Below are 20,418 nucleotides of genomic sequence, written 5' to 3'. Positions count from 1 at the left end.
ACAACAAACTAAGATACTAAATAAAGCAAAGCGAATCCGCTGCCTGCAGCGACTCGCTTTGTAGATCAGTCAATCAACTCTTACGATAAACCGTTAGAGGTTAATGATGGTCTGCGTTACTTCGTTAGCTGTTTCAATCGTCTTAGCACTGGCTTGATAATTACGTTGCGCAATAATCAGGTTAACCAGCTCTTCAGATAGCTCAACGGTCGATTCTTCCAATGCCGCCGAAACAAGCGTACCTAATGTTCCTGTACCAGGCACGCCAATCGACGGTTCACCGGAGTCGACACTTTCAACCCATTCAGTATCGCCCGAAGGTGTTAGGCCTTCATTGTTGGTAAAGCTAGCAATGGCAACCTGGCCAATTGGGTCGGTTTCGCCATTGGTGTAGGTAGCGTAAATAGTACCGTCCTCACCAACGTAAAGGTCCGAAAGCTGACCACTCGCATAACCGTCTTGGCCTTCGACTTCTGCGAAAAAGTCTTGATCATACTGGGTGGTACCACCGAATGAGATCGAGAAGTTAGAGTTTGTATCAGTTCTATCAATAATACTTGACGCACCTTCGGCTATATTCACCGAGGTATAGGCACCGGTCGGCTCACCATACTGATCAAGTGGATCCCAGTTGGTAATTAAAAACTCACCGGAATCTTCTTCGTTGACGGTACCATCAGCATTGAAATAAAGCTCAAACGAAGCATAGGTCGGCTCTAAATTCTCTGGATAATCCAGCGATGTATCAGGGTCACCGACATCTTCGCCATCGATACGAACATAGACTGTCCAAGAACTCAGCTCACTAGCATCGGCTGCGTTTTTCACATAATAGAGCTGCATCTCATGGTCGTTACCTAAAGAGTCGTACACTGTCATCGACGAGGTTTCGTTGTAGGTTTCGCTATCATCCGGATCAAATTCATTAATGGTGTAAGGCTCAAAGCTAGCATCGGTTAAGCCATTAAAGAGACCTGTCAAACGTGGGTCCGGCTCAGACATACTGAAGCCTTCGTTGAGAATAATCTCCACCGAGCCACCAACAACGGCATAGGTTTCAGCGTTCTCATCACCACCCAAGGTAACATCGATATAGCCATCCGTGCCTTCTACAGTAATAGAATCGGTTGGGTTATCCGATTCAATGCCGACGTTAAGGTCGATACCGGTCGCCGATGTGATGGTAATATTGCCGGTCTCTTCATCCAGTGCGGCAGTAATACCATTCAGCGTAGTCAAGCTATAGCTGTTAATTTCGTCAACGATATCGTCAAAATCATCGGACTCAATCACTTGGCCATTAACATAAAGATCCATATCGCCGCTGTTAATGTAGCTGCTGGCAACCAAGGTCATATTGGTTTCTGCTGTCGCTGTAACTCCAGCTAAATCGCTCAGCTGACCAGCAATTTCTGCGGCACTCGACGCTTCCGGAATCACAATGGTTTCAGTGGTGCCATCCGCTTCGTTATAAAGCTCAAAAGTCTGTTCTGGGTAGCCATTATCAGTTGCGGCTTCACCGATCTCTAACAGGTCTGAATCATACTCATCAGCCTGCAACAAGCCATAGAGCGCATTGACATCTAAGTCGTCACCCGTTGCAGTAATGTTAGTAAGGGAAATAGTTGACTCTTCACCTTCGACCGTTGCCACTAGAGTTAAATACTCATTACCATCTTCATCAGTTTCGACAACCGCTTGCACACCAATGTATTCAGACTCTTCCACCGAGGCTAACTCACGGTTGATCGAAGCCGCCAACTGATCAATCGAATAGATTACTTCATCTAACGAAATAGTCACCGAACCAGAGCGGCCGTCCTCATCAGGGTCCGGTACATCTAAATTAATCGTAAAGCTATGGCTACGATCAATCGGGTCTTCACCAGCGGTTTCTGTTTGACTATCCAAACCAAAGGCTTCCAGCGCTTCGGTGGTACCAGTAATTTCAAGTTCTAACGGGTAGTCACCAACCTCTGTTCGGGTGAATACAAGTCGACCATTTTCTTCGGTGACCACGACCTCATTAGCGAGCACAGCGTTAGCGTTAATCTGCTCGTTAATTACATCAACAAGGTCATCAATGCTATAGGTATCTTCCGGTATTGAAATACTTTCTGCATTACCACCATCAATAGTAATTTCTAATACATTATTGGCTTCGATATCATTAGTGCCTGGTTGTAAAAAGGCATCAGGATTAGCATCTTCGGTTAACGCCATATTTGTTAGGTGGCCTGAGATATCAGAAATTTCTATATTAACCGGACCTACATTATTAGACGTAATTTCAATAATATCTCCGTCAAACGCAACCGTTATTAAATCAGCACCAAAAGTCGTTTCAATTTGTGCTTCAAGATCCGCTGCAAAAGCCGCCTGTGAGGCGTAAGTACCTGCGCCTGAGTGAGAATAGCTGATACTGTGAGTTGTAGAACCAATAGTAATAGTGAACTCAATAGGGCTGGCATCACCAGCTAATATTGTATCAATGTCGCCTAAGCTATTAGGGTTAGCTGCGCTATAGACGCTATATGTGCCAGCAGAAAAGTTATTATAGCTCGTCCCAGCGGTGGTATTACCTTCTATCGATGTCGCTACTCCATCGAAAGAACTTAAATCTATAAAACCATCGTCAGCAAATAAGTCTGTACCGGCAATAGGGGTTACGCTCGTTGGGGCCGTAATAACTTCAGCACTAGCAGGATCTAAACCAAAATAGCCTGGGTTAGTACTGAGCAGCGTATCTACCGATACAGAAGCGGTAGTATCAGTATCTAGTCGAGTGACATAGAGTACTTCATCAATTGCATAGAACTGAATCTCAGTGGAGCCTAAAGAATTAAGATGTGTAACCAAGTCATCTGCATTTGCGTAGGAGCCAGGAGTAATATTGAATGTATCTGTGCCGGATGTCGTACCGTTATAATCAAGAACCAAAGTATCATTTACATCAATACCTTGCACTGTCGTCGGCGTAAAAGATGAAGAAGTTAAAAAACCTAAATCTTCAGCATCGAAGGCACTTGTTGATGAAGTGTCAGTATAAAAGTAGAGGTCAACGTCACCTGCAACAGTAGAAGTAAAGACCAAGGTATCACCACTGTTAGTAGCAGTAACGTTGGCACCAGCGGCTGTAAACTCAGTGTTTAATGCGGTTACTAAATCAGTTATCGCTGTAAACCCCCCTGGTGGGATGGTTACACTAATATTATCAATGGTCCCACCTACACTGACATTAAAGTCAATGGTTTCACCTATATAAGCGTCTAAATAAGGAGAACTAGTATCAACACCTGAAAGTTCCCGACCACTAGTCAGCGTTGTAAAGGTAGCCGTGCTGACAATTTCTAAACCTGTCTCACTGGAGCCTTGCAAGGTGTAAGAAAAATCAGAAAAATTCAAAAAGTTGCTACTTGAAAGTGTACCGACATTATCGTCCACACTCACAATCGAAGTGCCGTCTGTTGCATAAGTTCCGACGGTTTGAAAGCTGATACCACCAACCTCATTTACTGACGCTTCTATCTTCCCTGCAATCTCGCTACTTCCCTCTATTGCTGAGTTGATCGCAGAAACAATATCATTAACGTCATTGTAAACAGTGTCGTCAGAGAAGGGCTGAATGTTTGCCGTTACTGCAAAGCTATCAGTGTCAATATTGACTCCATATAGACTAACATCGAGAGTCATAGAGGCTTGAGCAGTAGTGGGTTGCCACGGAAAAACAATGCCTGTGATTGGACCGCCCGCCAGTTCAGAAGCCGTTCCTGCTGTTGTTGGGTAACTGATCGAATTCAGCGTCGTTGCGGTATCTTCTTCTGGACCAGCTTGCACAACGCCAACGGCAAGACCATCGGTTGTTGTGATAGAGCCTTCAGAAACTAAGACTTCGGCATTCGATGGGATATCAACCGCCATGTCTACATCGGTCGTACGTTGCGGTGCGATAGGTGTACTGTCGACCTGCAAATCAGTTAATACACCAGTGACGATCTCACCATTGGCAACGCTATAGCCTTGCAGAGTAGCGCCAGAATTAGAGACTACGTAGCCATCTTCATCTAAGCCAAAAATACCAGAGCGGGTATAGGTAATTTCACCGTTATCGTATTCGGTAACAAAAAAGCCGTCGCCATCGATAGCTAAGTCTAACGCCGAATCGGTTTGAGTAATCGAGCCTTGGTTAAACTTTTGACCAATATTGGTCACCGATACACCAGAGCCAACAATATCTTGCCCCATACCCAAGAGCGATGATGTATAGGCATCGCCAAACTCGGTACGACTCGACTTAAAACCGGTCGTACTGGCGTTAGCAATGTTATTACCTGTTACGCTTAAATCTGTATTTGCCGCGGAAACCCCGCTTAATCCAATGCTAAAACTCATAACACGTTCCTCTTTTTAGGCTGTGGCGTGCCACTGATGCCAGTATTCTTAAACGACGACCAAACTCGCCCTATTTAAAAAATAAAATGCTGTCTTGCTGTGCCCTTAGACCATTAATAGTCCTTAGACCATTAATAGTCCTTAGGCCATTAATAGCCCTTAGGCCATTAATAGCCCTTAGGCCGTTTCGTTTATCGATGCTATTTCGGACGATGTTGCCGTCGAACCGTCATCTAAATTCAATTGAATCGTACCGTCGTCTAGAATGGTCACGGACTCAACAAACTGAGATGTATTGACATCCATAGCGGTTGAAGAACCGTTATAACTACCGACGATAGAGAATGTATATTCACCGGCATCGTGCGGAATAATATTGCCGTCTTCATCGGTTTCGAATTGGCTGTAGTCAATATCCATTAACTCGCCATTAACTTCTAAGTTAGCGCCATCCCATTTAAAGCTTAAGGTTCCACTCGACTGGGAACCTAGATCGACGTTTTCAACCATCTCGCCTGCGCTATTGGTGATTTGCAGCGATAAATCGCTGGCACCAGAAACCACATCTGCGGTGCCATAGACAATATCGCCCCAGTAAAGCGTACTGGTCGAATTACCATCGATCGTGACGTTGCCACCGACCAAAGAGCTGGCTTGTAATGCTTGAGATGATTGGAAAGAACTGGACAGCGATTCAATCGATGTTGCTATCTCTTCCAAGTTTTCTACCGTGGTGAACTGAGCCAATTCAGAAATAAATTCCGCACCTTCAGATGGGTCTGTCGGGTCTTGGTTTTCTAGCTGAGTAATCATCAACTGCAAGAACTCATCCTGACCTAACTCGTTACTGTCTTCGCTAGTCGTTGAAACAGCACTTGTCGCAGCACTGTTGCCATAAAGAGCGTAAATACTGCTGTCGGTAATATCAGTCATTTTTCATTGCTCCTTATTATTGACCGAGAGTAAGTGTTTTTTGCATTAAGGTTTTGGCGGTGTTAAACACCTCAACATTAATGGTAAAGCTTCGTTGAGCGGACATCATATCGGCCATTTCTTCAACCACATTGACGTTCGGGTAATAGACATAACCCTCTTCGTTTGCAAACGGATGGGACGGCTCATAACGCATTTCTAATGGCGTATCTTTTTCGACAATGGCGGCAACCTTAACGCCCTTACCTACATCGTGTTCTAAATCCACCGGTACTAGCGAACGATCCAAAATATCGGTATGGATATTTTGAAAAATCGGCTTACGTGCACGATAGGTTTCATCAATACTCGAACTGACACTCTGGGCGTTTGCCAGGTTACTTGCCGTGGTATTTAACCGGATAGATTGGGCATTCATGCCCGAGCCGGAAATATCAAAAATGTTACCTAAGCTCATCGATTATTCTCCTCGAAGCGCGCCGGTTAAGCCTTTGAACTTACCACTTAAAAATTCAAAGCTTGAGTTATAGGACAGAGCGTTAGTGGTGAACTCACTGTTTTCGATGTTTTCATCCACCGTATTGCCATCGATCGACGGCTGCGTTGGGTTACGGTATAGCGCTTCCCAGTTTTCTCGTACTGGCACATCGATATGGCGGTCATGAGTCAAATCTGTACCTAGGCTCTTATGGCGCTTTACTTCGCCACGCAATACACCTAGAAAGTCAATGTCGCGGGCCTTGTATCCCGGCGTATCTGTATTCGCCAGGTTATTAGCTAAGATTGACGAACGATCTGAACGAATCATCAACGCATCGTCGTGAATACCTAGCGAGTTTTGAAAACCTAATGCAGACATAACCTATCCTCTATTTGCCGCTCTGAGTGTCTTTCCATGAATAATGCAATAGCGATGCCAAAAAAATAAAACCTTTAAAATCAAAGACTTATGACGTTTTGGCTTTTAAAATAGCGGCAGCTATCGGCAAAGCGGCAATGCCATTCCTTACCGCCTCGACCAGAGTTTGAGGTTTGAGGTTTGAGGTTTGAGGTTTGAGGTTTGAGGTTTGAGGTTTGAGGTTTGAGGTTTGAGGTTTGAGGTTTGAGGTTTGAGGTTTGAGGTTTGGGGTTTGGAGTTTGGAGTTTGGAGTCTGGGAGTCTGGGAGTCTGGGAGTCTGGGAGTTTGGGAGTTTGGGAGTTTGGGAGTTTGGGAGTTTGGGAGTTTGATCAGCGTGGGCTTAACCCGCGCCGATCAATACTACGAGAGCATTACTTTTTACGGTAAATAATACCTGGACGGCAATGAACCATCTCGTACAAGTCCGAAAGACCATTCACCGCCTCTGATGCGCCGACCATCAGGTAGCCGCCAGGATTCAGCGCAGCATGCATGCGAGTTAAGATGTCTTGCTTAAACTCAGCGGTAAAATAGATCAGCACATTACGGCAAAAAATAATGTCAAACTTACCCATACCAGCATAGTTGTCTTGAAGGTTTAACAATTTAAACTCAACCGGCGCAGCAATTTTAGGATTGACTTTAAAACGACCGTCACTGGTTTCTGCAAAATGCTTCTTCAAGCGAGCGGGATCAAGCCCTCGACCAATCGCCAAACTCGGATACTCACCCTGCTTAGCCTGATCGAGAGCAGTTGGCGAAATATCCGTCGCAATGATCTTTTCACCCATGCCAGCAATACGATGACGCTCTTTATAGTCGTTAATAATCATCGACATTGAGTAAGGCTCTTGTCCGGTCGAACAGGCCGCAGACCAGATTCGCAACTGGCGTAAAGACTTTTCGCCATAAAACTCAGGCAGCAACATTTCCTCTAAAATCCTAAAGGGATGCGTATCCCTAAACCACAGAGTTTCGTTAGTTGTCATTGCATCAATGACTTCTGTTTTCAGGTTTCGATGCTGAAATGAGCTAATTTTGTCTAATAGGCTTTTTAAATCTTCTAGATTATTGTCTGCCATAATACGTCGCAGGCGACTAGTCACCAGATATTGTTTATTTGCGCCAAGACAAATCCCGCTGTGTTTTTCTAAATAGGCGCAAAACTCTTCATAGCCGGCTGTTAAGTCCGTCATTCAGATACTCTCTCCCTGATCGCCAATTGCGCTCGCTGTTTGCTGTGCTGCTTTGGTTATTATCATCTTATTTTATTCTTCTGTTTGTTCTTGAGGTGCTGTCAAACCTAGACTGGTAATGCGATCGATAACCAATTTCCCCAGTTCATCCGGTTGAAACTTCGCTAAAAAGTCATCCGCGCCAACCTTACTCACCATGGCCTTATTAAAGACACCACTTAAAGAGGTATGTAGCACAACATACATATCTTGCAGTTGTGGGTTAGCTCTTATCTCTGCGGTCAGTGTGTATCCATCCATTTCCGGCATTTCAATATCAGATATTAAAATAGGGTATTTTTGCGATGGTTTAATACCTTGAGATACTAACTCTTCAAGGTGATCGTGTGCTTCTTTACCATCATTAAATTGACGTACAACATAGCCCACTTTTTCAAGCGTCCGTGATATCTGCTTACGTGCAATTTTTGAATCGTCGGCAATCATAATTTCAATGTTTTTAGCCGCCGCCGAAACCTCCTCAGTAATAATATCGTCAGATAGGCTGTCGTCTGACGGAGAAACTTCAGCAAGAATCTTCTCAACATCAATAATTTCAACTAGCTCATCTTCGTATTTAGTTACCGCCGTCAAATAATGTTCGTGGCCAGTTCCTTTTGGTGGCGGCTGAATGTCTTCCCAATTCATATTAATGATGCGCTCGACACCGCTTACCAAAAAGCCCTGAACACGAATATTGTATTCCGTAATAATCACAAATCGATTTTCAATGTCCTGGATAGGTTGATTACCCGTCGCCATACTTAAATCAAGAATCGGAATCGTGCCTTCGCGAATATGCGCCACACCGCGAACTACTGAACTGGCCTGTGGCAAGTTAGTCAATTTAGGACACTGCAATACTTCTTTTACTTTAAATACATTAATTCCGTAAATTTGCGGACCTTCCAAACGGAAGAGCAATAACTCTAAACGGTTTTGACCCACCAGCTGAGTTCGCTGGTTTACACTTTCCATTACACCGGCCATAAAAGCACTCCGTAACTCAGGCATGGCATTTGCAACAACCTAGGTAATTACATAGACACGCCAAAAAACTGACTAAATATGAAAATTAAGCATAGACGGCAATTTCACATGAACAACCGTAATAGCCGACATTTTTATTCCTTATCGGCTGCTGTGAGCAAGGGTTTACCTCTGTGTGCAAATATTTTGCGTTGCGCTGCGTTTTTGTCGTTGCTCAGTTTGCCGAGCTGGGCGAACGATACGGCATTAGACGCCAATAAAGCGGCTATCGATAGTTATGTGTTGGAATCACTCTTTGAAAACTTTCCTGATACTGATCATTCTGACCGACAGTATACTATTAACTACCCTCCAGATTCAGTACTTAATAATGGCTGTCCTGCTAAAGTCTATTTTGAATGGCGCGATAAACCCAGTGCTGGCAACAACACGCTATCGATGACGTGTAATGAGCCTCTCTGGAAAGTTTACATTCCAGTCAGTATTGAGATTTTTAAAGACGTCGTTGTCACAGCCAAGCCTCTCAGTCGAGGCCAACCTATGTTGCCGTCAGATTTAACGCTTCAGCGTATGCCGACCAGTAAATTGCGATCAGGCTATTTCACCGACCCGAAAGCCCTAACCGACTACGAAGTCCAAAGAACGGTAAAAATTGGCCAAATTATTACCCCCTATATGGCAAAACCTCCGTTTTTAGTAAATCGCGGTGATTGGGTGACAATTATTTCTGGCAGTGGCGGTTTACGCGTCACCTCGACAGGAGAAGCCTTAAGAGACGGTTCCTATGGCGACCAAATTCTGGTCAAAAACGTCAAGTCGAATACACGCTTAAAAGCTTGGGTGGTGAAAAAAGGCGTTGTCAGCACTCAAAAAGATTTTAATTAAAGCCCCCTATATTTAAGGGCTGTAGCGGAAAACAGAAGCTTTTAAAAAAAAGTTAAAGTAAACTAACAAACTGCCGATATACACCTTAGGTACGTTTATTCTGCATAAAGGAATCATCCACAATGGCAATTAATATCAATAGCACGAACACCACTCAAGTTGGTGCTAACAAAACAGCAAAGCAAAGCGCTCCAGAAGCTGAGCTGACGGCAAAAAGCGGCAATGGCACAAATCCTGCTAGTTCTGGTGACGTAGTAGAACTTTCGGATCGTGGCCGCGTGATGGAATCGCTTGAAAGCAGCATCCAAAGCCTGCCAGATGTTAACCAAGAAAAGGTCGACAACATTCGAAATGCTATTACGAACGGCGAGTATGAAATTAATTATGACAAGCTCGCGTCGGCATTTCGTCAGTTCGAGAATGAGCTTTAACCGCTAACATTCACTGCCGAGGTGCTCCGCGCAGCTCACCAAAAAGGCAGTGGTTATGGTTACTCAAAATTTTACCCAATTGCAGGAAGTACTAAAGGAAACACTCTTAATTGCACGTGAGTTTGGGGAGCTACTCTTCAACGAGAAGAAACAACTGACGTCGAAAGATAGAGAAGAGATCAATGCTCTACTCCCTCAAAAAGAGCTATTAATTAATCAGCTTGCTGGTATGCAAACCACCATTCTTGGTTTTTGTGAAGCCAGCAAGATTGAGCCCAGCTACAGCGCTCTCAGAGCCTACCTCTACCGTCTTGGCGTACCGACGGCAGATGCCATCCTTGAAGACTGGACCCAGTTAAAAAACCAACTCATCAAGAACCAAGCCCTAAACAAAACAAACCAAGCTATACTGAATGAACTTATTCGTAGAAATCAGATAAAGCAGCAGATTGTGCATAATTTAGGCCGGCAAACAGATACCTATTCAGCAAAAGGCCAACAAACGAATTACGCCAATCGCGGCTGGGTTGAACAGGTCTAAACTATGTATATTGATCCGCTCACGCTCTTCATTACTGGCGAGATCTTTGTTGTCTATATCATTATTAATATCTTTTTATTTCATAAAAGCAGGCTGCGCAAAGTATTAACTGCCCTACTGCAAGAAATGCGTTATGAAAAACTGCGACGACAACAAGAAAAACAGAACCTAGCGGCTCTTGAGCGGGCGCAAAATCGAGGCCCACTACCCGATTCAACTGGTGATATCTTTTCTAACGACAGTAGACCGCCGCCAAAAGGTGAAATCGCTCGTCAGTTAGAAAAACATAAACAAGCCTACCCACACGATTTAACTAACGCTATCGAGCTTAATCAACCAGAGCAATGGCTGCGCATTCGCTTACTGGAGCTTGAGCAAGAATTACTCGCCGGTAACATCAGCGATAACATGTGGCAAGAATTTGCCTCCGAGGCCATTGGCCGCATGCATAGCCAAGTTGCAGCATTTGAACAGGCCACTGAAAACCAGAAAACCAACGCTGAAGGTGAGCGCTATACCGGACAACTGGAAAAAGACTTAGGCGAGTCTGAAGCCAAACTCAATGAGGCGATGATTCGAATTCGCCAACTTGAAGGCGAACTCGCCAAACTTACCCCTCCAGAGGCAACGCAAGATGGCTCATCAATGGATGCGGCCTTTACCGACAGTTACGATGAACGTCTGTATGAGCTGAAATATAAGAACAATGACCTGAATGACACCATCAATAATCTAAAATTGGAGCTACAACAGGCCAACGCAGGCGATTCACAAGATGAATATATCGCGCTACTAGAAAAGCAAATCAGCTATTTAGAGCAACAGATCGAAGGCCTTAACGCCACCACCGAGCTACTCGAAGTTCAACTCAGCGCAAACAACAGTTCACCAGCAGCGAATAGTGGCCAGGAGATCGATACCAGCGGCATGCTCGCACCACTACAAGCACAGCAGGCCGCTCAAGCTGAAGCACTCGGTTCAATGAAGGAAAATATAGAAAAGCTCAAATCCGGTGAAGACCTTGACGCCGTTATTAAAGACCAAGAGCAGCAGCTCGCCTCTCTGGAACAGATCATTCGCGAAAGCGAACAATGCGTGGCTATTTTAGAATCCGAACTGGCCAAATCGCTCGCCGATATCAGCCGACTGGAATCCGATTTAGCAAGCAGCAATGCCAGTAACGCTAGCGACAAGATTAGCAGCCTAAACTCAACCCAAGAAGGACAAAAAGACGGCCTCGGCAAACTCAAAGACATCATTGCGGAAATTCAGCGCGGTGACGGCAACAGTGACGAGCTGGTACAGCAACATCAGGAGCAGATTAGCCGTCTAGAAGGCTTCTTAGCCGAATCTGAGACACTTATCGAACAGTTAGAATCGGAAGTCAACAGCCTTGCCGATCAGCTAGAAAATGCCAATCAGGCTGGCGCTGACAGCATGCACAGCGACGACTCGACCAGCTTCCCGAATGAAAGTGTCGAAGAAATGCAATTACTACTACGCCAATACATGAGTGACACGGAAAGCCTGTTAAAAATGACCAGTAAGCTGGAAAAAGAAAATGGCGAATTAAAATCCAAGCTCAGTGCCGAGATAATTTAACGATCCCAGCTCTCTCTTAAACTGCATCACCTCAAGTTCTGACAACCACCTATAAAAACACCGATTCTAAACAAACCGGTGCAACGCAAAGTAAAACTTCCCCTCGCCTTGTAAAGCCTTATACCATGCGCCTCTAGCGGGCTATGCTCAGCAAAAAACAAATCACCTAAAAGGTGGGTGGACAAAGACGCTATCATTCATTAGGCATTTTTGTTTAAATATAAAATCTAACCATAAAACAATGGCTTATAGCCACATTGCAGAGGCAACAAACTGCAATTCACAATTGATTAATTCAGGCTGCAATCTTTATGAACTCAAGTGTATTTTCTAATCAAATTAATATTTTAGTAGCCGATGATCACCCTCTTTTCCGACAAGCCTTATCAGAAGCCCTATCTAAGACCGACTACAAGATTCAAATCTCTGAAGCCCAAACGATGGCAGGTACTCTTGAAGCTGCGGATCAAGGCGATCTCGACCTGATTCTGCTAGACCTAAAAATGCCAGATAGCGTTGGCCTAATGGGTTTAATCGAGCTAAGAGAAAAGCACCCAGAAATCGCAGTTGCCGTAGTAACCGCCAATGAATCCAGCCAAACCATGCGTAAAGTGAAATCGGCCGGAGCCAACGGCTATCTGATCAAATCAATGGAACTGGATAGCCTCGTTGAAGCGCTCAATAGTCTTTTAAAAGGCGAGCAATACTTTGCCCTAGAAGGCGTTATTGATCAGGCCGATGTCGACGATGATATCGAGGCCATGAGCAAGCTTTCATCACTGACACCTCAGCAACAAAATGTCTTAAGCCTGATCAGCCGCGGCTATCTCAATAAGCAGATTGCTTATGAGCTCAGCATTAAAGAAACCACCGTCAAAACACACGTTTCAGAAATTTTCCGTAAGCTTGGCATCTTTAATCGAACTCAGGCCGCCATTTTTAATCAGTACTTAAATGTTCCTGAATAGTTAACGCCAGTAGGCAATCAGTACAGGGTCCAGTAGTCAGAGCAAGGTTTAGCCGCTTATGAACGAGCTCAACAGTCAACAACGCTATAAGATTATTAATCGTGTCAATTGGGTATGTACTCTGGTCGATGCCCTTCTTTCTGCACTGAAGCTATCTGTTGGCGTCATGGCACGCTCTCCTGGTTTAATCGCAGATGGGCTACACAGCTTATCGGACCTTGCAACCGACATATTTGCCTTAATCCTGTCTAAATTCTCACAAAAAGGCCCTGACGACGACCACGCCTATGGTCACGCGCGATACGAAACTATTGGCACGGCAATCATTGGTACTGCTTTAATTGTCGCGGCGCTAAGCATTGGCTTTGAAAACATTGCAGCACTGGCTCACGGCGACACCTTAGAGCCAAGCTTACTGGCATTAATCACCGTAGGCGTCTCTGTCATTATCAAAGAAGTCTTATTTCACTACACCATCCGATGGGCCAAGGCCAGTCGCTCCAGCTTACTGGAGGCTAACGCTTGGCATTCACGTACCGATAGCCTGTCTTCTGTCGCCGTCTTTATTGGTATTGCCTGCTCATTATTTGGCTTTGCGCTAGTGGAATACATCTCAGCTATTTTAGTGGCTATTGTGATTGGCCACATGGGCATCAAGCTGGCATGGAACGCCCTACTCGACCTAACAGACCGAGGCGTACCAACCGATAAAATTGCCTCTTATGCAGCAACGTTAGAATCCATACCTGATATTTTAGACGCTCACCAACTGCGCTCACGGCTGATGGGTTCTGATGTCATTATCGACGCTCATATTCAGGTATTGCCGAAGATATCGATTTCTGAAGCTCATCAGATAAATGATTTTGCGGTTCAGGCGATTCGAGAGAATCACCCAGAAGTGACCGATGTTACTTTACACATCGACTTTGAAAACGACAGCTTGCCGTCAAAAACTCGACTCGAGCCTAAACGCCAAGAAGTTGAAGCCTTACTGAAAGCTTGCGATATCGACCGTTATCAGCAGCTTGGCTTGCATTACGCAAAAAATAAAATTGAAATTGAACTGCAATACGACAGCGACGTCGTACTAACCAGCATCAAATCACGCTGCGAGGCATTAGAAAGCCGGATTGAGTGGATTCGCTCAATCCGAATTTATCAGGCAATGTCCGATTAACCCTGCTGTGGCGCTTGGCCTGCTATAGGCTTGATGGGTGGCTGTACGCCTTGGTTTTGCGCTCGATGACGCATACAGTGATCCATCAATACCAGCGCCAACATCGCCTCAGCGATAGGAACCGCGCGAATACCGACACAGGGGTCATGACGCCCTTTAGTCACAACGTCAATATTTTCTGCTTGGCGATTAATACTGCGGCCAGGTGTGGTAATTGATGATGTTGGCTTCAGCGCAATATTCACCAAGATATCCTGGCCGGTACTGATACCGCCAATAATGCCGCCGGCATGGTTAGTTAAAAAACCAGCACTGGTCATCTCATCACGATGCTCGGTACCCTTTTGTTCAACAACGGCAAAACCATCGCCGATCTCTACACCTTTAACGGCATTAATACTCATCATGGCATGCGCCACTTCAGCATCAAGGCGATCAAAAATAGGTTCACCCCAACCAGGAATCACACCGGTTGCGACTACAGAGACTTGCGCGCCAACCGAATCTTGCTGCTTTCTCAGATTGGTCATGTACTCGTCTAACTGCTGCACCTTATCTGGGTCGGCGCAGAAAAATGCGTTCTGCTCTATCTGGCTCTTATCTTTAAACGCCAAAGGAATCGGCCCTAATTGACTCAAATAGCCAAATATTTCGACGCCAAATTCTTCTTTAAGGTATTTTTTTGCAATCGCACCAGCGGCAACTCGCATCGCCGTTTCACGTGCCGAGCTGCGACCACCGCCACGATAATCACGGAAGCCATATTTTTGGTCGTAGCCATAGTCAGCATGCGCTGGGCGATAGGTATCTTGAATATTGGAGTAATCTTTACTGCGCTGATCGGTATTTTCGATCAATAAACCAATCGGCGTTCCGGTGGTTTTGCCTTCAAAAACACCAGATAAAATTTTGATTGCGTCAGGCTCTTTACGCTGCGTTGTATGCTTACTGGTGCCTGGCTTACGACGATCCAGATCTTGCTGTAAATCGGCTTCGGTTAAGCTCAAGCCCGGCGGGCAACCATCTACAACTGCGCCTAATGCAATACCGTGACTTTCACCAAAGGTTGTCAGGGTAAATAATCGACCGTAGGTATTTCCAGACATTCGCTTAATTCTCTCTATTACTTTTTATATTCTTTTGCTTATGTATATTTTAAAACAGCTAATGCTTTAAAATTTTTGATGTTCTATTTTTAACAGTAAACCACTCAACGTTGTGCCGCGACAAACTGATCATGATGCTTTAAAAGTTCTTCGGCGGAGACAACAAAAACACCTTGGCCGCCAAATTCAAACTCAGGCCACTGAAATTCAACCTCTGGGAATCGATTCATGAGCGCCAGCGCACTGTTACCCACTTCGCCAATCAACCAACCTTGCGAGGTTAAATAGTCTGGCGCTTGCGCAAGAATATCGATAACCAAATCTAGGCCATCCTCACCTGCAGCTAAGCCGAGCATTGGCTCATGAGTAAATTCAGCTGGCATATCTGAAAGATCTTCGGTATCGACATAAGGAGGATTGGTGACAATTAGGTCGTATTTTTTTTCAGGTATCGACTCAAATAGATCGCTCAAATAGGCATCAACCTGAAAACCAAGATCCTTATCACTGATATTTTCAATCGCAATATTTAACGCCGACTCACTGATATCGCTGACATCCACTTGCGCCTCTGGAAAGGCTCTGGCCATGGCAATGCCAATGCAGCCACTACCGGTACACATATCTAACAGTTGGCTAGGCGGCTCTACCAGCCAAGGCGCAAAACCCTGTTGGATTAGCTCGCCAATAGGTGACCGAGGGATTAAAACATCTGGAGTCACTCGAAACGGCTCAGCACAAAACCATGCCTCTTCTAACAGATAGGCGGTTGGGATTTTATCCAAGCAGCGCTTACGAATCAGCGAGTACAGGGTTTCTTGCTCATTCAAAAGCAGCGACGATGACAATGCAACGTCAGGCACATCCCAATCTAAGCTCAGTGTTCGCAACACCAAAAATTGGCTTTCATGCCAAGGCGATTGAAACCCGTGACCATAAAAACAGTCGTGGCGTTCCATTTGGCTGGCTGAAAATCGAGTCCAATCAAGAATAGATTTCAATTCAGCAAGGTCTTTAAATTCGGGGAAAACAGTTAGATTGTGAACGCTCATAGCATGGTTTCTAGCAAAGGTGGCGACATTATACCTGCCTAACGGCTCGCGGAAAACCTAACCACCGACAGCAGCAGATAATGCTATTAGCGCAACCACAGTAAAGACGAACAACCGGGCAGAAAATCGCCAGTCAGACAGGCTAAATCGGCCGTATCAAGTTGTATATTGGCGGCCTGCTCACCACATAATAGATGGATCAAGCGGCTTAATAGCGGGTTATGAGCAACGATTAATTGTACCTCGACATCCGGCAAGATAACTTCATCAATCACTGGTTGCAGGTCGCAATCTGGCGTGACTCGTTCATCGACAATACGTCGCTGCACACTTAAGCCTTCAGCGATTAGGATATCTGAGCTCTGCAGTGCCCTTAAATAGGGGCTGACCACCATGCGATCAACCGGCTCAATAAAGCTGGTTTTACTGGCAACTGCAGCGCGTCCAGTTGCAGTCAATGAGCGTTGTATATCATCGCGTGCATTAAATTCGGCTTCGCCGTGACGCATCAGATAAAGGCGCATTAGTCTGTCTCGCTCGGCCAATCACGAAACGGAAAAACCTTTTCGTCAGATTGGAAACTCAAATACTCTAAAATCGCACGCTGATATTGAATAAGTGCACGAGAAAAGCGAGACAAGCTCAGTACCGGCTCGTCTTGAAACCACAGAATAATCCACTGAATCAATGCGATCATCACCGTCAGTACCAAACTGAGCTTAAACAAGAGGCCAAAAAGAATCATAAAAGCCAATCGGAATAGTAGAAATTCTCGTTTTTCTTTGTGCATTGCCTGCTCACCTGTGCCTTATTTTTAACGTATTGCTGTTTTCAATTTATTATTATTTTTGGTTTGTTATTGCTTGATACGCTCTATTAAACGCCAGCAGACATAAATTCAACATCCTGAGCTAGATCGCCGGACATTAGCATTTTCGCAACCTGCTCAACTGGGCAATCTTGATAGATTATCTTATAAAGACCATTGACCAGCGGCATGTAGATGTCTAATTCTTTCGATTTTTCATAAACCATGCGTAAGGTGTTTATCCCTTCAGCCGTTTCACCAATATGCTTAATCGCCTGCTTTAATGTTTGTCCTTCGCCAATATAATAGCCAACACGGTAATTTCGGCTCAGCTTAGAAGAGCAAGTCACAATAAGGTCACCGACACCGGCTAGACCCAAAAATGTCATCGGGTTGGCACCCAAACGAACAGCAAAGCGCGACATTTCAGCCAAGGACCGAGTAATAATCGCCGCTCGGGTATTTTCTGCCATTCCTAAAGCGACCGCCATACCTGTGACAATCGCATAGATATTCTTTAACGCTCCGGCCATTTCAACACCGTAGATATCGGGATTGCCATAGACACGGAACGAGTGAAAGCTCAGCATTTCTTGCACATCACGGCGCAACTCTTGGCTATAAGAAGCGATTACCGTTGCTGTTATCTGATCGTCAGCAATTTCTTTGGCTAGGTTTGGACCAGAAATGACGCCAACTTCATGACCGACAGCTAGCTCTTGTAATAGCTGACTCATCAGCTTAAAGCTATGCGGTTCAATACCTTTAGTTAAGCTAATCAAACGAGCTTTTTTCGGTAAAAATGGCACCATCTCTTCGACGACTGAGCGAAAAGCCTTACTCGGCACGGCTACGTAGACATAGTCAGCATCACTGACCGCATCTTTTAAATCTAATGATGGCTGTAACTGTTCGTGTAGTTGGTAACCCGGCAAATAACGAGAGTTTTCTCGGTTATCGATAATATCTTGCGCTTGCTTCTCGCTGCGCATCCACAGTTTTACTTGGTGATTATTGATAGCAGCAATATTAGCGATTGCTGTTCCAAAACTACCGCCTCCCAAAACGGTTACTTTGCAGGAAGCCAAAGAGTTGGATTGTGACACGTAAATTCCTTACTTAGGTTGGTTTTCAATACATTCAACAAGCTCGGTAAACGCTATCCGATTTTGCTCGTTCAATGACATCAGAATTTTATGAGCTTCTAATACTTGCTCACGGGCAGAATGTTCGTCTAACTCGCTGAGGTTGGCTTCTTGTAGCGCATACGCATCAACCATGTCAGATTTATTGGCGATTGTATAAACCCGATCACGAAACCCCATCGAATCTATAACTTTTGTGATATCTGTATTTTGGGAAACAAGTACCGGAGGCTGGCCCATAACTGGCGCTGAAACGCGCGAGATTTTAGCTAACATGCCAAGGCTGGTACTGTCTAAACCTTCAGCCTCTGATACATCGACAACAACATGACTGAAGTCGGGATCATCAAGCATGTCGTTTAAGCAGGCGTCTATGGTTGTACAGAGCGTCATTCGGACATCACCAGTCAATTTAATGACATAGTCTCCTTGGTGGTTTGCCACCAACACTCGGCCCTTACTCATACATTGCTACACCCTATTGCTTGATACTTCTTAACCGCAATGATGAATCATTGACCGGCTATATCAATAAACAACCTTATTAAATATAACCTGAATCAGTTGCGGTACTTTTCAACCGTGAGCACGGTAATGTCATCTGGTGCGTGCTTTGTTTTGCCGTTGTTACGCAGCTCAGATAAATAATGATGCATAGTATGATCAGGTTGGCCTGCTATCTCAAGCAACCTCGCTTCTTTTTCTGCCAAACTGGGCTCATCCATAAGTTCAAACATACCATCGGACAACAACACAATGCTCTGAACACCGGTCATATCAAGCGTTTGATTGCTATAGGTTGCGTCTTCAAATAGCCCAACCGCAAGCCCTTCGGGCTCGAGCATTTCACACTTCTGCTCCGTGCAGATAATGGGCCCAGGGAAGCAGGCCGCTGAGGCATAGGTTAAGCTGTGTTTTACGATATCAAACACGGCATAAAACAGTGTTGCATGCTTACTGGTATCCGTTTTCAGCAGTTCTTGATTGATCTGGCTTAGCAGTTCGCTGGGGTTAAGCACCGCCGCACAAGCGCCAGAATTGTAATGCGATAACAATAAACTGATTTGATTTTGAATCAGCAGGGTAATCAGTGCTGAACTGGCTCCGTGGCCGGAAACATCGGCAATGTAGAAAACGAAAACGTCATCCGAGAGCTTAAAATAATCAACCAGATCACCGCTTAAATAGGACGACGGCTCCATATCGAATGAAATGCGGTAGTCGGCAATAAGTAACGGCTCGCTCGGTAATAATTGTTGCTGCACCGCTCGGCCTGCTTGCAAATCGAGCTTTAAGCGATCGACATGCTCTTGCAATTCTTTGTTGCGTTGTTCCAGCTTTTGTCGATATTGAATATTTTCTTGTAACAGGCAGGAGCGGTCTATGGCGCGATCTATGGCGCATTCTAGAACACGTAAATCGACGACTGGCTTGATCAGATAATCTGCTGCGCCTAAGCGCATGGCGTCAACAACATCCTTCATATCACCGACGCCAGAGAGCAGGATAACCGGCGTACAGGCGGAGGCATTCGAAATACGCTTTAACAGCTCTAAGCCATCAATACCTGGCATACGTAAATCGCATATAACAAGATCGGGACGCTTTTGTTCGAACACAGCTAAACCATCGCTGCCGTTTTCTGCCTGTAGAATTCGATAACCACTGTCTTCGAGAAACGCCACCAATGATTGACGTAACGCAGGTTCATCCTCAACGATTAAAAGCGTTGAATCTTTCGTTGTCATTTTATAGTCAAAATACCAAGAATATAGATGCAACTTAGCTATACTCGAAAAAGAACGCAACTATTTGTACTTTGACGCTCTGCTAGTACTATGACTTTGCAATCGGCACTCAGCTGCGTTTATCTATCAAAGGGTTAACATTCAAAACTTGAGGGAGGCTATATGGGCCACACTGACCGAGACTTTGAAGAGAAAAGAGACTTTATTCGGATGCAACTCAATTCCACCGCGAAGCTTCACTCACAAGGCTCGCAACCTATCGATGTGATCTGCCACGATTTAAGCGCCACCGGCATGTCTATTATTGCCACCGAGCCACTCACACTGGGTAGCGAAGTCACCATCGACATCCCCTCCCCCAACGCTCAATTTGAACCCATGAGCAGTAAAGGCCAAGTGGTTCGCTGCGATCCATATGATGATGAAACACGCTTCTTAGTTGGCGTTGAAATCAGCAATATTAGCTAGCACTCTGCGGCTAACGACTATCAGCAACCTAAACCG

Annotated in this window: 20 protein-coding genes; 7 read left to right on the top strand and 13 right to left on the bottom strand. The window is 45.0% G+C overall.

Going from position 1 to position 20,418, the window contains the following annotated elements; genetic code table 11:
- Positions 1-93: 93 nt before the first annotated feature.
- From FME95_RS01290 to FME95_RS01265, 6 genes are all read right to left on the bottom strand, one after another.
- Entirely contained in the window at positions 94-4,392 is a 4,299-nt protein-coding gene (locus FME95_RS01290; RefSeq protein ID WP_147712431.1) for a flagellar hook-basal body complex protein, read from the bottom strand.
- A gap of 177 nt (positions 4,393-4,569) precedes the next feature.
- A complete protein-coding gene (locus tag FME95_RS01285; RefSeq protein WP_147712430.1) occupies positions 4,570-5,325 on the bottom strand; it encodes a flagellar hook assembly protein FlgD in 756 nt (251 codons plus the stop codon).
- A gap of 16 nt (positions 5,326-5,341) precedes the next feature.
- Positions 5,342-5,782, bottom strand: coding sequence for a flagellar basal body rod protein FlgC (gene flgC, locus FME95_RS01280; protein ID WP_147712428.1), 441 nt, complete (start codon positions 5,780-5,782; stop codon positions 5,342-5,344).
- A 3-nt stretch (positions 5,783-5,785) separates the two neighbouring features.
- Positions 5,786-6,184 carry a flagellar basal body rod protein FlgB gene (gene flgB / locus FME95_RS01275; protein ID WP_147712426.1) on the bottom strand — a complete coding sequence of 133 codons (399 nt, stop codon included), beginning with the start codon at positions 6,182-6,184 and terminating at the stop codon, positions 5,786-5,788.
- Positions 6,185-6,594: 410 nt separating this feature from the next.
- Positions 6,595-7,419 (bottom strand): CheR family methyltransferase, encoded by an 825-nt coding sequence (locus FME95_RS01270; RefSeq protein WP_147712424.1) that lies wholly within the window; start codon positions 7,417-7,419, stop codon positions 6,595-6,597.
- Between the two features lie 72 nt (positions 7,420-7,491).
- Positions 7,492-8,448: a chemotaxis protein CheV gene (locus FME95_RS01265; RefSeq protein WP_147712422.1), complete on the bottom strand. Its 957-nt coding sequence runs from the start codon at positions 8,446-8,448 to the stop codon at positions 7,492-7,494.
- Positions 8,449-8,556: 108 nt separating this feature from the next.
- Here FME95_RS01265 and flgA point away from each other — a divergent pair, with 108 nt between their 5' ends.
- From flgA to FME95_RS01235, 6 genes are all read left to right on the top strand, one after another.
- Positions 8,557-9,333 (top strand): flagellar basal body P-ring formation chaperone FlgA, encoded by a 777-nt coding sequence (gene flgA, locus FME95_RS01260; RefSeq protein WP_187265406.1) that lies wholly within the window; start codon positions 8,557-8,559, stop codon positions 9,331-9,333.
- A gap of 122 nt (positions 9,334-9,455) precedes the next feature.
- Positions 9,456-9,764 carry a flagellar biosynthesis anti-sigma factor FlgM gene (gene flgM, locus FME95_RS01255; RefSeq protein WP_147712418.1) on the top strand — a complete coding sequence of 103 codons (309 nt, stop codon included), beginning with the start codon at positions 9,456-9,458 and terminating at the stop codon, positions 9,762-9,764.
- A 55-nt stretch (positions 9,765-9,819) separates the two neighbouring features.
- Positions 9,820-10,305: a flagellar export chaperone FlgN gene (flgN, locus tag FME95_RS01250; protein ID WP_147712416.1), complete on the top strand. Its 486-nt coding sequence runs from the start codon at positions 9,820-9,822 to the stop codon at positions 10,303-10,305.
- Between the two features lie 3 nt (positions 10,306-10,308).
- Positions 10,309-11,907, top strand: a complete 1,599-nt coding sequence (locus tag FME95_RS01245) for a coiled-coil domain-containing protein (RefSeq protein WP_147712414.1) — start codon at positions 10,309-10,311, stop codon at positions 11,905-11,907.
- Between the two features lie 311 nt (positions 11,908-12,218).
- A complete protein-coding gene (locus FME95_RS01240; protein ID WP_147712412.1) occupies positions 12,219-12,875 on the top strand; it encodes a response regulator in 657 nt (218 codons plus the stop codon).
- Between the two features lie 58 nt (positions 12,876-12,933).
- Positions 12,934-14,055 carry a cation diffusion facilitator family transporter gene (locus tag FME95_RS01235; RefSeq protein WP_147712410.1) on the top strand — a complete coding sequence of 374 codons (1,122 nt, stop codon included), beginning with the start codon at positions 12,934-12,936 and terminating at the stop codon, positions 14,053-14,055.
- Here the strand turns inward: FME95_RS01235 and aroC are convergent.
- The 7 genes from aroC to FME95_RS01200 all read right to left on the bottom strand — a co-directional run bounded on the left by aroC (position 14,052) and on the right by FME95_RS01200 (position 19,914).
- Positions 14,052-15,161 (bottom strand): chorismate synthase, encoded by a 1,110-nt coding sequence (aroC, locus tag FME95_RS01230; protein WP_147712408.1) that lies wholly within the window; start codon positions 15,159-15,161, stop codon positions 14,052-14,054. The genes FME95_RS01235 and aroC overlap by 4 nt on opposite strands.
- Before the next feature lie 104 nt (positions 15,162-15,265).
- Positions 15,266-16,213: a 50S ribosomal protein L3 N(5)-glutamine methyltransferase gene (prmB, locus tag FME95_RS01225; RefSeq protein ID WP_147712406.1), complete on the bottom strand. Its 948-nt coding sequence runs from the start codon at positions 16,211-16,213 to the stop codon at positions 15,266-15,268.
- A gap of 86 nt (positions 16,214-16,299) precedes the next feature.
- On the bottom strand, positions 16,300-16,737 hold the full coding sequence (locus tag FME95_RS01220; RefSeq protein WP_147712404.1) for a SixA phosphatase family protein: 438 nt from the start codon (positions 16,735-16,737) through the stop codon (positions 16,300-16,302).
- Positions 16,737-17,003 (bottom strand): DUF4389 domain-containing protein, encoded by a 267-nt coding sequence (locus FME95_RS01215; RefSeq protein ID WP_147712402.1) that lies wholly within the window; start codon positions 17,001-17,003, stop codon positions 16,737-16,739. Before FME95_RS01215 ends, FME95_RS01220 begins: the two co-directional genes overlap by 1 nt.
- Positions 17,004-17,089: 86 nt before the next feature.
- A complete protein-coding gene (locus FME95_RS01210) occupies positions 17,090-18,127 on the bottom strand; it encodes an NAD(P)H-dependent glycerol-3-phosphate dehydrogenase (protein ID WP_147712400.1) in 1,038 nt (345 codons plus the stop codon).
- A gap of 9 nt (positions 18,128-18,136) precedes the next feature.
- On the bottom strand, positions 18,137-18,631 hold the full coding sequence (locus FME95_RS01205) for an STAS domain-containing protein (protein ID WP_147712398.1): 495 nt from the start codon (positions 18,629-18,631) through the stop codon (positions 18,137-18,139).
- A 95-nt stretch (positions 18,632-18,726) separates the two neighbouring features.
- Positions 18,727-19,914, bottom strand: coding sequence for a SpoIIE family protein phosphatase (locus FME95_RS01200; protein ID WP_147712396.1), 1,188 nt, complete (start codon positions 19,912-19,914; stop codon positions 18,727-18,729).
- Between the two features lie 162 nt (positions 19,915-20,076).
- Between FME95_RS01200 and FME95_RS01195 the strand changes: the two genes are divergently transcribed.
- A complete protein-coding gene (locus tag FME95_RS01195; protein ID WP_147712395.1) occupies positions 20,077-20,382 on the top strand; it encodes a PilZ domain-containing protein in 306 nt (101 codons plus the stop codon).
- Positions 20,383-20,418: the final 36 nt, after the last annotated feature.

The organism is Reinekea thalattae (assembly GCF_008041945.1).
Classification (GTDB): Bacteria; Pseudomonadota; Gammaproteobacteria; order Pseudomonadales; family Natronospirillaceae; genus Reinekea; species Reinekea thalattae.
This window is presented reverse-complemented; position numbering and strand designations above follow the sequence as displayed.

Bases quoted from the DNA above. Each gene is read 5' to 3' on its own strand.
- FME95_RS01290 (WP_147712431.1), bottom strand. From the start codon at position 4,392: ATGAGTTTTAGCATTGGATTAAGCGGGGTTTCCGCGGCAAATACAGAT.
- FME95_RS01285 (WP_147712430.1), bottom strand. From the start codon at position 5,325: ATGACTGATATTACCGACAGCAGTATTTACGCTCTTTATGGCAACAGT.
- flgC (WP_147712428.1), bottom strand. From the start codon at position 5,782: ATGAGCTTAGGTAACATTTTTGATATTTCCGGCTCGGGCATGAATGCC.
- flgB (WP_147712426.1), bottom strand. From the start codon at position 6,184: ATGTCTGCATTAGGTTTTCAAAACTCGCTAGGTATTCACGACGATGCG.
- FME95_RS01270 (WP_147712424.1), bottom strand. From the start codon at position 7,419: ATGACGGACTTAACAGCCGGCTATGAAGAGTTTTGCGCCTATTTAGAA.
- FME95_RS01265 (WP_147712422.1), bottom strand. From the start codon at position 8,448: ATGGCCGGTGTAATGGAAAGTGTAAACCAGCGAACTCAGCTGGTGGGT.
- flgA (WP_187265406.1), top strand. From the start codon at position 8,557: ATGAACAACCGTAATAGCCGACATTTTTATTCCTTATCGGCTGCTGTG.
- flgM (WP_147712418.1), top strand. From the start codon at position 9,456: ATGGCAATTAATATCAATAGCACGAACACCACTCAAGTTGGTGCTAAC.
- flgN (WP_147712416.1), top strand. From the start codon at position 9,820: ATGGTTACTCAAAATTTTACCCAATTGCAGGAAGTACTAAAGGAAACA.
- FME95_RS01245 (WP_147712414.1), top strand. From the start codon at position 10,309: ATGTATATTGATCCGCTCACGCTCTTCATTACTGGCGAGATCTTTGTT.
- FME95_RS01240 (WP_147712412.1), top strand. From the start codon at position 12,219: ATGAACTCAAGTGTATTTTCTAATCAAATTAATATTTTAGTAGCCGAT.
- FME95_RS01235 (WP_147712410.1), top strand. From the start codon at position 12,934: ATGAACGAGCTCAACAGTCAACAACGCTATAAGATTATTAATCGTGTC.
- aroC (WP_147712408.1), bottom strand. From the start codon at position 15,161: ATGTCTGGAAATACCTACGGTCGATTATTTACCCTGACAACCTTTGGT.
- prmB (WP_147712406.1), bottom strand. From the start codon at position 16,213: ATGAGCGTTCACAATCTAACTGTTTTCCCCGAATTTAAAGACCTTGCT.
- FME95_RS01220 (WP_147712404.1), bottom strand. From the start codon at position 16,737: ATGCGCCTTTATCTGATGCGTCACGGCGAAGCCGAATTTAATGCACGC.
- FME95_RS01215 (WP_147712402.1), bottom strand. From the start codon at position 17,003: ATGCACAAAGAAAAACGAGAATTTCTACTATTCCGATTGGCTTTTATG.
- FME95_RS01205 (WP_147712398.1), bottom strand. From the start codon at position 18,631: ATGAGTAAGGGCCGAGTGTTGGTGGCAAACCACCAAGGAGACTATGTC.
- FME95_RS01200 (WP_147712396.1), bottom strand. From the start codon at position 19,914: ATGACAACGAAAGATTCAACGCTTTTAATCGTTGAGGATGAACCTGCG.
- FME95_RS01195 (WP_147712395.1), top strand. From the start codon at position 20,077: ATGGGCCACACTGACCGAGACTTTGAAGAGAAAAGAGACTTTATTCGG.